This is a genomic window from Halomonas sp. AOP7-B1-5, from assembly GCF_052353045.1.
In the GTDB taxonomy this organism is placed as follows: Bacteria; Pseudomonadota; Gammaproteobacteria; order Pseudomonadales; family Halomonadaceae; genus Vreelandella; species Vreelandella colorata.
In genome coordinates this window covers 82,604-97,788 of record NZ_JBQTDC010000012.1, presented here as the reverse complement: position 1 = coordinate 97,788, position 15,185 = coordinate 82,604, and the positions used below count along the sequence as shown (strand labels likewise).

General features: G+C 51.3%; 11 protein-coding genes. 6 read left to right on the top strand and 5 right to left on the bottom strand.

The genetic code is table 11. From position 1 onward, the window contains the following. Positions 1 to 167: 167 nt before the first annotated feature. Genes guaD through xdhA form a run of 4 tightly spaced genes read right to left on the bottom strand, consistent with a single transcriptional unit; the run spans position 168 to position 6,210 of the window. Positions 168 to 1,487: a guanine deaminase gene (gene guaD, locus ACT3XD_RS08525; RefSeq protein WP_192538546.1), complete on the bottom strand. Its 1,320-nt coding sequence runs from the start codon at positions 1,485 to 1,487 to the stop codon at positions 168 to 170. Between the two features lies 1 nt (position 1,488). Further along, positions 1,489 to 2,352, bottom strand: coding sequence for a xanthine dehydrogenase accessory protein XdhC (xdhC, locus tag ACT3XD_RS08520; protein WP_318782766.1), 864 nt, complete (start codon positions 2,350 to 2,352; stop codon positions 1,489 to 1,491). After that, positions 2,349 to 4,772, bottom strand: a complete 2,424-nt coding sequence (gene xdhB / locus ACT3XD_RS08515; RefSeq protein WP_192538547.1) for a xanthine dehydrogenase molybdopterin binding subunit — start codon at positions 4,770 to 4,772, stop codon at positions 2,349 to 2,351. Before xdhB ends, xdhC begins: the two co-directional genes overlap by 4 nt. After that, positions 4,756 to 6,210, bottom strand: a complete 1,455-nt coding sequence (gene xdhA / locus ACT3XD_RS08510) for a xanthine dehydrogenase small subunit (RefSeq protein WP_192538548.1) — start codon at positions 6,208 to 6,210, stop codon at positions 4,756 to 4,758. The genes xdhB and xdhA overlap by 17 nt, the downstream gene beginning before the upstream one ends. A 196-nt stretch (positions 6,211 to 6,406) precedes the next feature. Here xdhA and ACT3XD_RS08505 point away from each other — a divergent pair, with 196 nt between their 5' ends. Then, on the top strand, positions 6,407 to 7,072 hold the full coding sequence (locus ACT3XD_RS08505) for a TetR family transcriptional regulator C-terminal domain-containing protein (RefSeq protein WP_192538549.1): 666 nt from the start codon (positions 6,407 to 6,409) through the stop codon (positions 7,070 to 7,072). 4 nt (positions 7,073 to 7,076) lie between these two features. Next, a complete protein-coding gene (hrpB, locus tag ACT3XD_RS08500; protein ID WP_192538550.1) occupies positions 7,077 to 9,512 on the top strand; it encodes an ATP-dependent helicase HrpB in 2,436 nt (811 codons plus the stop codon). 52 nt (positions 9,513 to 9,564) lie between these two features. Here hrpB and ACT3XD_RS08495 read toward each other — a convergent pair whose 3' ends face one another. Further along, positions 9,565 to 9,771, bottom strand: a complete 207-nt coding sequence (locus ACT3XD_RS08495; RefSeq protein ID WP_192538586.1) for a hypothetical protein — start codon at positions 9,769 to 9,771, stop codon at positions 9,565 to 9,567. 440 nt (positions 9,772 to 10,211) lie between these two features. On the opposite strand from ACT3XD_RS08495, the gene ACT3XD_RS08490 reads away from it, so the two are divergent. From ACT3XD_RS08490 to thrS, 4 genes are all read left to right on the top strand, one after another. Further along, positions 10,212 to 11,264, top strand: coding sequence for a COX15/CtaA family protein (locus tag ACT3XD_RS08490; RefSeq protein WP_192538551.1), 1,053 nt, complete (start codon positions 10,212 to 10,214; stop codon positions 11,262 to 11,264). A gap of 134 nt (positions 11,265 to 11,398) precedes the next feature. Next, complete coding sequence (locus ACT3XD_RS08485) at positions 11,399 to 11,866, top strand: DUF2489 domain-containing protein (RefSeq protein ID WP_192538552.1); 468 nt, start codon at positions 11,399 to 11,401, stop codon at positions 11,864 to 11,866. A gap of 293 nt (positions 11,867 to 12,159) precedes the next feature. Beyond that, a complete protein-coding gene (locus tag ACT3XD_RS08480) occupies positions 12,160 to 13,029 on the top strand; it encodes an OmpA family protein (RefSeq protein WP_192538553.1) in 870 nt (289 codons plus the stop codon). 219 nt (positions 13,030 to 13,248) lie between these two features. Continuing rightward, complete coding sequence (thrS, locus tag ACT3XD_RS08475) at positions 13,249 to 15,171, top strand: threonine--tRNA ligase (protein WP_192538554.1); 1,923 nt, start codon at positions 13,249 to 13,251, stop codon at positions 15,169 to 15,171. The last annotated feature ends 14 nt before the right edge of the window (positions 15,172 to 15,185 follow it).

Sequence of the window (15,185 nt, the reverse complement as noted above, 5' to 3'; positions counted from 1 at the left end):
TCGGCTGGGTTTTTTGTTTGCGTGGAAGAAAATCACACGTATTTAAAAAATCCCCAGTCTTATAAAAGCTGGGGATTTTCTTAGCAAGCAGAACTAATAAGCAGAAAGAGTGAGTGCATAGACCTTAACCTAATTCACTCCTCATCCTCAGAGGCACAACTAAATCATCAGCTCTGATCGCGCTGATGTTGGCACTTACCTGCGGCCCAGGTTTCATAAATGGCTCGGTCGTCAGCCAGTATCATCAGGGCAAATAAACGTTCACCCAGAGTAGAGCAGCGCTGAATTCTTCGTGTGAGAAGCGGTGTGGCGTTGGAGTCAATGACCACGAAATCAGCCTCAAAAGACGGCGCTAACTGACCAATGTGACTGTCCAAAGCGAGTGTTTTAGCATTGCCATGGGTAAGGCCATAAAAGCCCTGCCAAGCAGTGAGAGGTTGCCCGCTTAGCTGGCCAACCTGGTAAGCACTTTTAAGCGTATCAAATCCTGAAAGATCGGTTCCCGCACCGATATCGCTGGCGTAACTAAATGCCATGCCGGTTTCTTGTGCGGCATAACGGTCAAACAGTCCGCTGCCTAAAAACAGGTTGGAGCTTGGGCAGAAGGCAATATTTGCGCCTCGTTCTGCTAAACGCGTACGCATGCCATTATCCAAGTGTATTCCATGGGCGAACGTACTGCGTGGTCCTACTAACCCAGCTTTTTCATATACGGATAAGTAATCCTGGTTACCGGGGAAAAGTTCGGCAACCCAATCCAGTTCACAGCTGTTTTCCGCTAAGTGGGTTTGTAGCCAAAGAGTCGGGTCATTACGAAGCAATGCGCCTGCTGCATCCATTTGGGTTTTCGTGGAGGTCGGCGCAAAACGAGGCGTTACGCTATAGCCAAGTCGCTGAGAGTTATGCCAATCCTCAATTAGCCGCTCGGTATCGGCAATGCCCGACGCAGCGTCCAACAAACCTTCAGGCGCGTTACGATCCATCAGTACTTTGCCGGCCAGCATGCGTAGCTGACGCTTATTGCAGGCGGAAAAGAAAGCATCCATGGATCCAGGGTGGCTTGAGCCAAATACCTGTGCCGTGGTGGTACCTGCCCGCAGCATTTCGTCTAAAAAAGCGTTGGAGAGTGCTTCTGCATGAGCATGGTTAGCAAAGCGGCACTCTTCGGGAAAGGTATAGTCGTTCAACCAATCAAGTAGTTGCCGACCATACGAGGCCATAACGTCTAGCTGCACATAATGCACGTGGGTATCGATAAAGCCTGGCATGATCAACTTGCCGCGATAATCTAGCACTTCGCTGCCTTCGGGTAGTGAGGGCGCTAGTTCACTAAAATGACCTACGGCATGAATATGCTGGCCTTGTAACCAGAGTAATCCATCGCCGTAGTGCTCCAAACTGCCTGGGCTTGGCTTGTCACCCTCACCGGGGTTGCGGGCAAAGCTCACCAGTTCGGCACGAATAAGCGTATTGGTAGAGGAGGTCATATTAACTCATGGTAGTAGGGGGAACATTAAAAACGGGGCGCAGTGCCTGGCTAGGTAAACCGCGGGTTTCCTGAGCAGGAGGAATGTCAGTTAAACAAAGAAGTTCAGATACAACGCTTAAGGCGATCGCATAAGGGGTTTTATTACTTGGCTTATGGCCAAGGTGGCGGCCGATGGGGCAACGAACCCGTTGAATTTTCTCCGCAGTATAGCCTGCACGTATCAGCCGCCCTGAAAAGCTTGCCCATTTGCTATCAGAGCCAATGAGTCCAATGGAGGCTAAATCGTCACGTTGGATAAGCTCAGCAATCAGAGCATAATCTTCATCATGACTATGGGTAAGTATTAGCACGTGAGTGTGAGGTGGCAGTTGAGCTACATTGCGACTGACATCCCGCAGGGCATGGCAGGTTAAGCGCGGCTGTTGATGTAACTCGCTCAATATCTCGGTGCGGCTGTCATGTAAGGTCAGCCGCCAGGGTAATGGCGCACTTAACTTTACAATTTCCTGTCCAACGTGACCTGCTCCAAATATCGCGATGTTAGCTTCGGCACCAGGAAAGACCTCAAGCAATATATTGACGAACCCTCCGCAGCATTGCCCGCTTCGCCCGCCTAGCGAAAAAGCTTCCAAATGAAATCCATAGCGCTGCTGCTGTAAATAGTCGCGAGCAGCTTGAATGGTTTGCCACTCAAAGGTGCCGCCGCCTAGCGTATCGAAAATAGCATCCAGAGTAATAACCATGTGTGCGCCCGGCTCCCTGGGAGTAGAGCCAGCGCTAGTGACTTGGGTAGCCAATACATGAGGCGTGCCTGCGCGCTGTAACCAATCAATTGCGGCATGCCATGTCATTGAGGCTGTCACAGAGCTTTCTCCCTGATAGCGTTGGCTGCCAGCATGACTCGCTCGGGCGTTGCCGGTGTATCCAGGCGCGGTGAAGTGGCATAGTTGGTTAAGCTTGAAAGAGCGTCTCGCAATGCCGACCAAACGCTAATTCCCAGCATAAGCGGAGGCTCACCCACCGCTTTAGAGCGATAAAGGCTTGCCATGGAATTCGGATGGCCTTCCATTAGCGCTACATTAAAGACAGACGGCAAATCACCGTAGGTCGGGATCTTATAGGTGGCTGGGCCATCACTTATCAGTACCCCTTTAGTGTTCCATTTAAGCTCTTCACTGGTAAGCCAGCCCATTCCCTGAATAAAGCCGCCTTCCACTTGGCCAATATCGATCGCAGGATTTAACGACGTACCTACATCATGCAGTATATCAACCCGATCAACCTGGTATTCCCCGGTCAGCATATCAACACTGACCTCGGATACCGCTGCGCCAAACGCGTAGTAATAAAAGGGTCGACCTTGTCCGGTCGCGCGGTTGTAGTGGATCAGGGGTGTGGCATAAAAGCCTTTTTCAGAAAGCGAAATACGGTTGAGGTAGGCGGTTTGAATCAACTCGCCCCAGGGGATTCGCTGCTCGCTTTCGTTACTGCCTGAGACCAGCATGCCATCTTCAAGGCGCATTCCTTCTCGATCCAGGCCCGCTGTAAAATGTGAGGCTGCAAAATCGAATAGCCGTTCACGCAGCTTGCTGGCCGCGTCCCGAGCAGCCATGCCGTTTAGGTCGGCACCGCTGGAAGCGGCAGTGGGGGAGGTGTTGGGGACTTTATCCGTGCGGGTTGCCGTTATACGCACCTGCTCAAGGCTCAGACCCAATTCGCGAGCAACAACCTGACAGATTTTGGTATGTAGCCCTTGGCCCATTTCGGTACCGCCATGATTGATCATGACGCTTCCGTCGGTATAGACATGTAGCAGCGCACCGGCCTGATTAAGATGTTGTGCGGTAAACGAAATGCCAAATTTGACGGGAGTAAGCGCAAGACCTTTCTTAATGACGGGGCTTTTGGCATTAAACGTTTTAATGGCTTTACGACGCGCCCAGTAATCACTGTCTGCTTCCAGTGCTTCAACAAGCGTGTGAAGTAGCTGGCGTTGATCGACATGCTGTCCGTAGTGAGTAGTGTCTCGCCCATCACGATAAAAGTTTCGCTTACGTATAGTCAGTGGATCCTCACCCACCTGGCGGGCAATATCGTCCATGGCCGCCTCAATAATCATCATGCCTTGAGGGCCGCCAAAGCCACGAAACGCCGTATTGGAAGCAGTATGTGTCTTAGCGCGATGGCCAACCACTCTGGCATCACCCAATGAATAAGCGTTATCCGTATGGAACATGGCGCGATCAACAATCGCGTCAGAAAGATCAGGTGAGTAGCCGCAGTCGCCGATCACACTTATTTCACCGCCCTGAATAATGCCCTGTTGATCAATGGCCAGCTTATAGCGGTTATGAAAGGGATGGCGTTTGCCGGTAACGCGCATATCTTCACTGCGCGGCAGGCGAAGACGTGTTGCTTTACCTGTACGGCGAGCAATAATGGCGGCAATACAGGCCCAGGGGGATGCCTGGGTCTCTTTACCACCGAACCCGCCGCCCATACGACGGACTTCTACCGTGACGGCATGAAGCGGAATACCGAGCACTTCAGCAACAAGTTTCTGCGTTTCACTGGGGTGCTGGTTGGAGGTATGAACAATCACGCCTTCATCTTCGGTCGGCAGCACTACACATGCCTGTCCCTCTAAATAAAAGTGCTCCTGCCCGCCGACGGACAGCTCGCTTTCGACAGTATAAGTGGCTTTGCGTAAGGCTTGCTGCCAATCGCCACGTTCCTGCACATGAGGGGGACGCACGAATTCTTCACGCTGAGTGGCAGTCACGGGGTCAAGGCTTGCAGGCTGTTCGTCAATTTCAATGCTTGCAAGTTTTACCGCGCGGCGGGCTGAATCTAGAGAGGTAGCCGCTACAGCAAACAGGCACTGACCGGCATAGCTAATTTCCTGATCAACGAAGATAGGGTCGCCAGGGAAAACCGGCCCAATATCAGTATCGCCCGGCACATCATGAAACGTAATGACATCGATAACACCCGAAGCTTGCTTCACGGCGTCAAGATTTAGCTCGGTTAGTCTACCGTGTGCTACCGGCGACAGGCCTAACGCTACATGCAGTGCATCAGACGGCGTTTTTAAATCATCAATATAAGCTGCTTTGCCGGTAACGTGTTTCTCAGCGCTTTCATGAATGCTGGATTGGCCTGCCTGGCGTGCTCCGCTGCTTTTTACCGTATGGCAAGCGAGTGGGCCATCGCCTTGGATTTGATCTTTAAGCTCTTGGCGAGCGCGTTGGCTGTCTTTATCGAGTCTAGTGAGCGTACGCATGCAGCATCACCTCCTGATCCGGCGTTGAAAGCGTTAAGTAAAGCCGTTCAATCAAGTTGGCTGCTGCCTGTTGGCGATAAACATCGCTGCCTCGAACGTCGCTCATCGGAGTAAAATCCTGGGCGATAGCCGCCTGTGCTGCACGAAAGGTGTCTACTGTAACCTTGTGACCTTCCAGTTTTTTTTCCATTGCCAGCGCGCGCTTGGGTATGGCGTCCATACCGCCGAAAGCAATGTGTACATCGTGCAGGGTATCTTTTTCCAGGCGGTAGCTGAAAGCACCTAACACGGCTGAAATATCGTCCTCTCGCCGCTTAGACAATTTCCAGGCGTGTAATGCATGTGTATTGGAAGGTTTGGGAATAAATATGCGTGACAGAATTTCATCCGCCGCCAGGGCGGTGTTTTTATATCCCCTAAAAAAATGATCCAACGGTAGGCAGCGAGTGCCTGATGTACTGGCCAGCTCAACCCATGCGCCTAGGGCTAGCAACACGGGCGGGGTGTCTCCGATAGGGGAGGCGTTTGCGATATTTCCGCCCAGCGTGCCACGGTTACGAATCTGCTGGGAGCCCAGGCGCTGTAGCAAGTGGCGAAAGGCGGGAAAGTGGCTATTTAATAATGGCTCAAGCTGGGTATAGGTGACTCCTGCACCCACCCACCAACCAGATTGATTATTAAATTCATCCACTTTAAGGGTCAGCAGTTCTTTAACGTGTGTAACGTCGATTAGCTGATCAAGAGGTGTTAAGCGCTGTGTGCTTTCTAGCCATAGGTCCGTTCCACCAGCCACAAGGCGAGCATCTGGAAATCGCAGGCGAGCCGCCGTTAAATCTGCAAGCGATGTCGGCTGAACGAAAAAACATTCGTTGGAATTTTGAGTGTTTGTACTAGAAGACGAAGCTTTGGGTAGGGTGGCGTTATACCAGCTTGGCCGCTCGTAAGAATGAGTGTGCATTTGAAGTGCTGCATCACGAATCGGGCGATACCCTGTACAGCGGCATAAATTACCACCCAAGCTTTCCTCAAGCTGCTCAGGTGTTAACGATAAAGTGTCTTTGTCGGGCGATTCGTAAAGCGTAAACAGAGACATGACAACGCCTGGGGTACAAAAGCCGCATTGGCTTCCGTGGCATTCAATCATGGCCGCTTGCGCTGGGTGTAATTGGCCTTCAGCAGCCAATCCTTCAATAGTGACAAGCGCTTTGCCCTGCAGTTGGTGGGCTGGCGTGATACATGCATTGGCGCTTGTGTAAGCGCGCGGAGTATCAGCTAAGTCACCAATGGCAACGGTGCATGCCCCGCAATCACCTGAGGCACAGCCTTCTTTGGTGCCTGTGGTCCCCAAATGCTCACGCAATAGCGTTAAAATACTGGTATCTGGCGATACGGTGCACTGTTTGGGAACGCCATTGAGAAGAAACTCAATAATAGCCATACCAAACTCCATTGTGATTGTTCTGACCGATCGGTCAATATGGTTTGAGCTTGAGACAAAATAGCGGGTCTTGCAAGTATTTACTGGACGCACTGATATAGGGCAAAGTAATTAAAAATGCAGGCTTTTTGTGCAATAAGCGATGCTTATGCGCCTTCTAAAGCGTTTGCAACCAAGTTTTCCAGGAAGTCTATCAATGACAGTCGAAACCGCACCAAACGAAAGTGCAAACCGTGAGCGAATAGAGCAGCGAATTCTAAATGCTGCCGAACAAATATTCTCAGTGCATGGCTATCGTGGGGCTAGCTTGCAAGCCATTGCTGATAAGGCGGAGCTGCCCAAAGCTAACATTCTGTATTATATGGGCAGCAAGCAGGCGCTCTATGTTCGATTGCTCAATCGTATGATGCGGCGCTGGAATGCCGTTCTTGAGAACATAACGCCGGAGAGCGATCCCGGTGAAGTGCTTAGCGATTTTATTCGCACTAAAATAGTGCTGGGGCAGCGCTACCCTGATGGTTCAAAATTGTTTGCGGCAGAAATATTAGCCGGGGCGCCTTTCCTGGATGAGTATCTCGCCGGTGAGCTGCGTGATTGGGTGGCATCTCGTGCAGCGATTATTCGACAGTGGTCCCTGCAGGGGAAAATGGATGATGTAGATCCACGCTGGCTGATTTTTTTAATCTGGTCGGCGACTCAGCATTACACTGAATATAGTGCTCAGATAACCCGGGTGCTAGGGCGCGATGCCTTGAATGAGGAAGACCTCGCCTCAATTACCCAGTTTCTGGAACACGTTATTTTGAAAGGATGTGGTATCTCCCCGCTAGCTTCTTCCCAAGCATCTTCTGCAGCGAATTGATGTTATGAATGCATTGCCCATCGAGGAGCATCTGGAGGCCATACAAGCGGGCCTTGAAAATCATAACCGACTAATTCTCATGGCGCAGCCGGGCGCGGGAAAGACTACGCGTGTTCCTCTGATGCTCTTGACCAGTGAGTGGGCGGCTGGACAAAAAATATTATTGCTTGAACCGCGTCGCGTAGCCGCTCGATTAGCGGCAAGTTTTATGGCGCAAGCGCTAGGTGAAACGGTAGGTCAAACGGTTGGTTACCGGATGCGCGGGGAGAGCTGTACTGGCTCAAATACTCGGCTAGAAGTTATTACGCAGGGTGTTTTGCTGCGAATGCTGCAAGAAGATCCGCTGCTGGAGGGCGTGTCGGGCATCATTTTTGATGAGTTTCATGAGCGCAGCTTAGAAGCGGATGTGGGGCTGGCGTTCGCGCTGGATGTTCAAGCTAGTGTACGTGATGACTTACGCCTGCTGGTAATGTCAGCAACGCTTGATGTGAATGCATTACGGCAGGTAATAGGCGAGCATACGCCGCTAATTGTTAGTGAAGGGCGTCAATACCCGGTCGCTACCTATTATCGACCCGCTCAGGCAAACGAAAAAATCGAGCAGACGGCGCTTAGAGTCGTGGAAGAGGCCCTAGGCGATTCAAATGCTCGTGATTTACTGGTCATTCTCCCCGGCGTGTCCGAGATAGAGCGCCTGATTCAAGCCCTTCGCCAATCTCTGCCGGACATAGCGGTAAGCGCATTACATGGCCGAATGACCATTGCCGAGCAGCGGGCTGCGCTAGTAGCAGAGAATTCGCAGCGCCGCGTTATTGTGTCTACCGCTATTACGGAGTCAAGCATAACGGTGGATGGTGTGAATGTGGTTATTGATGCGGGGCTTGAGCGTGTGCCTTTATTTCAACCTCGTACAGGATTAACGCGCTTAACCACCCGGCGCGTTAATCGTGCCAGTGCAGACCAGCGCCGTGGGCGGGCGGGGCGCCAGTGCCCGGGTGTCTGTTTTCGTTTATGGTCTCAAGAGCAGCCGTTGGTCGCTCACGGCGAACCCGAAATTTTCCAGGCGGATTTGTCGAGCACTGTGCTTGAACTGGCACGCTGGGGCGTGGATTCACCCGATAAGCTTTGCTGGGTTTCAGCTCCGCCTAAAGGGGCGTGGCAGAGTGGTCAGGCACTGCTTGTCCAGCTGGGGTTGTTGGATGAGCAACATAAGCTCACATTGTTAGGTCGGCGCTGCGCGCGCTGGCCTCTATCGCCACGCCTTGCCGTCATGATGGAGCGCTCGGAAGCGCTAGAGGCCACCCCCCTGGCGTGTGGCTTGGCCGCATTGCTTGAAAGCCGTGAAAGCAATGATCGCTCTTTTCAAAAAGCACTTAGTCAGCGCTTTGATCAACCCAAGCAGTTCCCTGTATGGGCGCAGGAAGCCAGGCGGCTCGCCAAACAGGCGCATGCTGCATTGAATCGGATCGACTTGGCCCCATTAGGTAGGCTGTTGACATTGGCTTATCCGGACCGGATAGGTCAGCAAATTACGCCGGGGCGATTTCAGCTCGCCTCAGGAAAAACGGCGGTAGTTTCGTTAAACGACCCGCTGGCGCATCAGCCGTATCTTATTGTGGCAAGTCTGGAGAGTGCCTCAAGCGAAGCCAAAATATACGCGGCTGAACCACTAACACTTGAGGCATTAATAGAGCTTTATCCTGAGCGAGTGAAGTGGCAGACACGCGTCACATGGTCTGAAGAACAGGGACGGCTGATCGGTGAGAAGGTCCAGGCCTATGGTGCTTTGACGATAGCCAGGCACCCTTTAGCTACGCTGCCTAAAGACGCTGTAGTAGAGGCCTTGCTAAATGCCGTAAGCCAGCGGCCAGCGTTGTTACATTCCCAAGCGTTGGAGCAGCTGCAGGGGCGGATAGCGCTGCTGCGCGAGACATTGGGTAAGCCGTGGCCAGACTGGTCTACCGCGGCGCTAGTAGATTCGCTAAGCCATTGGCTTGCCCCCTACTTAACCGATATAACGCGGCTTTCCCAAGTTGAAAAACTACCGCTTCATCACTATCTGCTGAATACCCTGACATGGGATCAGCAAAATGAAATGGAGCGGCTGGCACCTCAAGCCTTGATAGTGCCTAGCGGTAAATCTACGGTTATTAACTATTCGCCCTGTTTGGCGCATCAATCCCCGGTGCTGGCGTTAAAGCTTCAGGAAGCCTTTGGTTGGCGTGATACGCCCACTGTGGTTGAGGGGCGCATTGCTTTAACGGTTCATCTACTCTCGCCCGCGCGCCGGCCACTTCAAGTGACCCAGGATTTGCTAGGCTTTTGGCTTAATGGGTACCCAGAGGTACGTAAAGAGATGCGTGGCCGCTATCCAAGGCATCCGTGGCCTGACGATCCACTCGCTGCAAAGGCAACAGCCACCACTAAAAAACGAAAATAAGCGTATAGCGATTAGGTGCTCAGTGGGTGGGGCTGTTTAAACGCTACGGTTGTTATTCGGGGATTTCACCCGGGGTGCGATAACGAACGCCATCAGCTTGCTGCTCTTCAAAGCGTTTGTTTTCATCTTCAGGGGCGACACCTAGCACCGTTTCCTTTGAACCATCCGGCCAAGTGTAAGTGGTGCAGCCAGCGAGTGAAGCCAAGGCCATGAACGCCACGAGGGTCACTATCCCTGTGGTGAGGGGGTACTTCTGCATATATTGCTCCCATTGTTGCCCGACCTTATTAGGAATGGCCAGGATCATTGATAAAATTATAGATTGATAGTCAGTGAATTATAGATCGCCAATAAGGTTAACGCTTTGTTAAAAAGCTACCTATTAATCACGAAAGCGTAGCGAATAACCAATAATATCTATACTTATTTTATTTGCAGCTAGCCTGTGCGAAATGCGCATCGGGCTCGCCAGTTTTCATGGCCAGTTCTCATGGAAAGCTCAACGCTGAAATCATAAAGTGGCCCGCTATGAGGAGGGCAAATGTTTGTAGCAAAACAATGAGCACGTTTTAAGGCTGCAGGTCGATCATTTCGATTAGTGCTAATATAAGTTTTCAAGGACATATTTGGCGATCTAGGCTCGGTTTTCTGGATTAAAACCAAGGGTATTGCCATTGCTAATGAGTGTAAGGATACATCATGCAAGCATCGTTAGAGAGGCGCTTAAAGTGGCTTTTGCGCTTATCACTTTTAGGAACGTTACTGACAGTTTTGGTCATTTTAGTGGGCGCATGGACGCGATTAGTCGATGCTGGACTGGGTTGCCCTGATTGGCCAGGCTGCTATGGGCGCCTGTTGGTACCTGATAATGATCACGCTGCGTTACACCATCCTGATGTCCCTCTGGATGCCTCGAAAGCCTGGGTTGAAATGATCCATCGTTATATTGCAACGCTACTTGGCATCTTGGTAGTGAGCGTTTTAGCGCTTGGTTGGCCATTCAGGAAACATCCCCAATATCCTTGGTTTATTAGCATAGCGCTACTTGCCAGTATTTTAGTACAAGGTGCATTTGGGGCTTTTACCGTCACGCTAAAACTTTGGCCGCAAGTAGTGACGTTACATCTACTTGGTGGATTAAGCGTGCTGCTGTTATTTCTCTGGCTGCATCTGAGGATAAGAGGTGTCGCCGAGCAAAAGCTGCTCAATGCCCAACGGCTAAATATTTGGTGGGGGATGGCTGTAGGGCTGTTAATTGTGCAGCTTGCATTGGGCGGATGGGTTACCAGTAATTACGCGGGTATTGCCTGCCAGGATATTCCTACCTGTAATGGTCAATGGTGGCCCGCCATGGATATTAGCGAAGGTTTTCATGTGACCCAAACAGTAGGGCCTAATTACTTACACGGGCAATTACATGCCGAAGCTAGAGTTGCCATCCACTTTATCCACCGTATGGGAGCGCTACTGTTAGGCATTGCGTTGCTGATGCTTTGGTATCGACATCGACGCGCTTGTCATGTTGCAGGTCCGCTAGGCTTAGTGGTAGCAATTTATGTTTTTCAAGCGCTGCTGGGAATGGCCAACGTGCTGATGTGGCTGCCGTTATGGCTAGCTTTGCTGCATACAGCCGGTGCCGTTTTACTGACGGTTAGCTTATTATGGGCATGGTGGCGTTGGCGATTGAGTAAGGAGGAAAACTACACTGCTCAAGCTGATTTATATTCTTCCCATCCTCCTGTGCCTTCATAAAAAATTGTAAGAAAGATCAGGTTTATTACTAATTTTGGTGGTGTATGCCGCTGAATTATGGAAATTAACGGTTCAGTGCTAAATTGATGTACAATTTCTGTTAAGCTATTTTTAAAAGCGCAGCTGGGAGTATTATGAATTCGATCAGCGCACTTGTAGCGCTAGCGTTAGCGCTTGCTGTCATTGTCGGCTTATCAATCTATGCCCTTAAGCTGCGTAAAGAGGTAAAGCGCCGCGAGGCCTTTCGCATAGATGAAGATCGTAGAGCCCAGCAAAACAGCCTGGAAAATCTGGATTACGTTACGAGTGCGTTGATTCAGGAGCAGGTCGAGATTACAGAAGGTGCATGGCGCTGTAAGGTGCTGCTTGAAATCGTTGACCCCAGTCTTACCGAGCGGCCGGATTTTCAGGCATTTGCCGATGTTTATAACCGTACACGGCATCTAAAAACACATTCGGCACGTGCGAAATTAACACCACGCGAGCGCATGGCTGAAGATAAACAGCGCTTAGCGGTTGAGGACGAGATGCGTCCGGCTGTTTTGGCTGCGGCCGAGGCCGTTATAAAATGGCGTGCAAAAGGGCCTTCTGCGCTACACTAGCTTGGAATTAATAAGACGATTTTATTTAAATTAATAGTGTAATGTGTTTTTTTGGTGCCGATTGTGGCAGCTTTGCTATGCTTGAGATGTCGATATTGGCAAGAAGTTGATATCTCGGCATTGTTGCCTTCTAGCGTTGAAACGTTAATGATAGGCGCACCGTTCAATGCCAAGCAGGGGAACGCCCGCGTGGTACTATTGAACAGGCGAAAAATGGATGCTCTCGCAATAAGAAGCATTGGATAGATTTGGTCATATGGCCATGTCAGCATTGGATCAAGAAGGAGTCTTGCATGAAAAAATCAACGACTGGCTTGCTAATCGGTTCCGCTCTAGTAGTGGGCCTATCAGGCTGTGCCACCTCGGCCAACCAATCATCTGGTCAAGCTAGCGCCAGCAGCGATCGTAGCTGGTACCAGCACCCGGCCGTTTGTGGTCTGGCGGGCAGTTTGATTGGCGGTAGCATTGGTTATGCCACTAGCGGCTCTTCTGATGAAGAAAGCGGTGCGGCAACTGGCGCTGTAGCGGGTGCCGCAATCGGTGGCCTGCTGTGTGCAGACCGTACACCTGAGCCTGTAGCGCCCCAGTGCCCGAGCTACGGTGAAGTGCCTGCTGGCGTTGCAGTTGACGCTCAAGGCTGCCCGCTAGATTCTGACAACGACGGCGTGCCGGACTACCGTGATCAGTGCCCAGGTACTCCTGCTGGTGTTGAAGTTGACGCTGTAGGCTGCCCGCTTGACTCCGATAACGACGGCGTGCCGGACTACCGTGACCAGTGCCCCAATACGCCAGCTGGCACCGAAGTGAACGCGCTGGGTTGCCCAGACAGCGTTGTTCTTAACGACGTTAACTTCGAATTCGATTCAGCTCAGCTGACTGCTAATGCCCGCAATATCCTAAACGGTGTTGCAGAACGTCTGGTTAACAACCCTGACGTACGCGTTAGCATTGAAGGCCATACTGATTCACGCGGTAGTGCTGAGTACAACAAAGACCTGTCTCAGCGTCGTGCTGAATCTGTTACCACCTACCTCGCTCAGCGTGGCGTAGGCGCAAACCGTATGCGTGCAGTTGGCTTCGGCGAAGAGCGTCCGGTCGCTTCTAACGAGACTGATCAAGGTCGCGCGCAAAACCGTCGTGTTGAACTTGATGAGTGGAACTAAGACGTAGCTCTTTAGCGCGGTTGTTATAACGCTAATGGTTGCGTAGTAAGTAATAAAGTAAGTAACGACGGGAGGCGCAAGCCTCCCGTTTTTATTTTCCGCCGCGCTTAAGTCTGGTAGGCTAAGCGCGTATTTTTTGTATTGTTTTTACGCCTACGATCATTGATAGCGAAATGTGATCCTTGGTATGGATCACCACTGCGCTCAAGGAATATCTGAATGCCTATTGTGACACTACCTGACGGTAGCGAAAGAACCTTTGAAGCGCCGCTTTCCATCATGCAGCTTGCAGAGTCCATTGGCCCTGGTTTGGCCAAGGCATGTATAGCCGGGCGGATCGATGGCGTGCTGGTAGATGCCGCCGACCTGATTGAGCGTGACGCGGATGTTGCTATTATTACCGCGCGTGATCCTGAAGGCGTGGAAATTATTCGCCACTCCTGCGCGCACTTGATTGGTCACGCAGTGAAGCAGCTTTATCCCGATGCCAAGATGGCGATCGGGCCGGTGATCGAAAACGGCTTTTATTATGATATTGATTTTGGCCGCTCAATCACCCCAGAAGATTTAGATGCCATCGAAAAGCGAATGCAAGATTTAATTGAGCGTGAATACGATGTAGTGCGTGAATATGTGGATCGTGATAAAGCGATGGCAACGTTCGCGCAGCGTGACGAAACTTATAAGCAGGAAATCATTCACGATATTCCTGAAGGCGCAGACATTCGGCTTTATCATCATGAAGAGTACACGGATATGTGCCGTGGTCCTCATGTGCCTAATACTCGTCATCTAAAAGCATTCAAGTTGACCAAGCTTGCCGGGGCCTACTGGCGAGCGGATGCTTCAAATGCCATGCTAACCCGCATTTACGGGACCGCCTGGGGCGATAAGAAGCAGCTAAAAGCCTATTTGAAGCGCCTTGAAGAAGCTGAGAAGCGCGATCACCGTAAGCTTGCCCGTCGCCTTGATCTCTTCCATATGCAGGAAGAAGCACCGGGAATGGTGTTTTGGCACCCGAATGGTTGGGCGCTATGGCAGCAGGTCGAGCAGTACATGCGAGGCGTTTATAAAGAAGGTGGCTATCAGGAAATTCGCTGCCCTCAAGTAATGGACGTGTCGCTTTGGAAAAAGTCCGGGCACTGGGATAACTACGCTGACGGTATGTTCTTTACCGAATCCGAAAAGCGTGAGTATGCGCTTAAGCCGATGAACTGCCCCGGCCATGTGCAGGTGTTCAATTCCGGGCTGCGCAGCTATCGCGAACTGCCTGTACGGTTTGGCGAGTTTGGTGGATGCCACCGTAACGAGCCTTCCGGTGCATTGCACGGTATTATGCGTGTTCGAGCCTTTACTCAGGACGACGGGCATATTTTCTGTACCGAAGCCCAGGTCGAGCCCGAAGTTACTAACTTTCATCGTCAGGCGTTGAAGGTTTATACCGATTTTGGATTTGAAGACATTGCCATTAAAATTGCTCTGCGCCCAGAAAAGCGTATTGGCAGTGACGATGTTTGGGATCAGGCTGAAGATGCGCTACGTGGTGCGTTAACAGCCTGTGGCGTCGAATGGCAGGAACTTCCTGGCGAAGGCGCGTTCTATGGTCCCAAGATTGAATACCACATGAAAGATTGCTTGGGGCGCGAGTGGCAGGTTGGTACCATGCAGGTTGATTTCATGATGCCTGAGCGCCTGGGTGCTCAATATGTGACCGAAGAGGGTGAGCGCAAGCCGCCGGTTATGTTGCATCGTGCAATTGTGGGCTCTATGGAGCGTTTCATTGGTATCTTGATTGAACATTATGCTGGCGCTATGCCATTATGGTTAGCACCTCAGCAGGCGGTAGTGATGATAATCACCGATGCGCAGCGTGATTATGCGCTTGAATTAGAGCAACGCCTGCAAAAAAGTGGCTTACGGGTCAAAGCGGACTTGAGGAACGAGAAGATCGGCTTTAAAATCCGTGAGCATACGTTACAGAAAATTCCCTATCTTCTTGTGGTGGGAGATAAGGAAGTCGAAGCTGACTCAGTGGCCGTGCGAACTCGCAGCGGCGAAAACCTCGGCACTATGACAATCGATGCACTCATTGAACGTCTTAATGCAGAGCGAGCAGCCCTGGCGACATCGTCAATTGCCTAAGGAGACGGAACGAT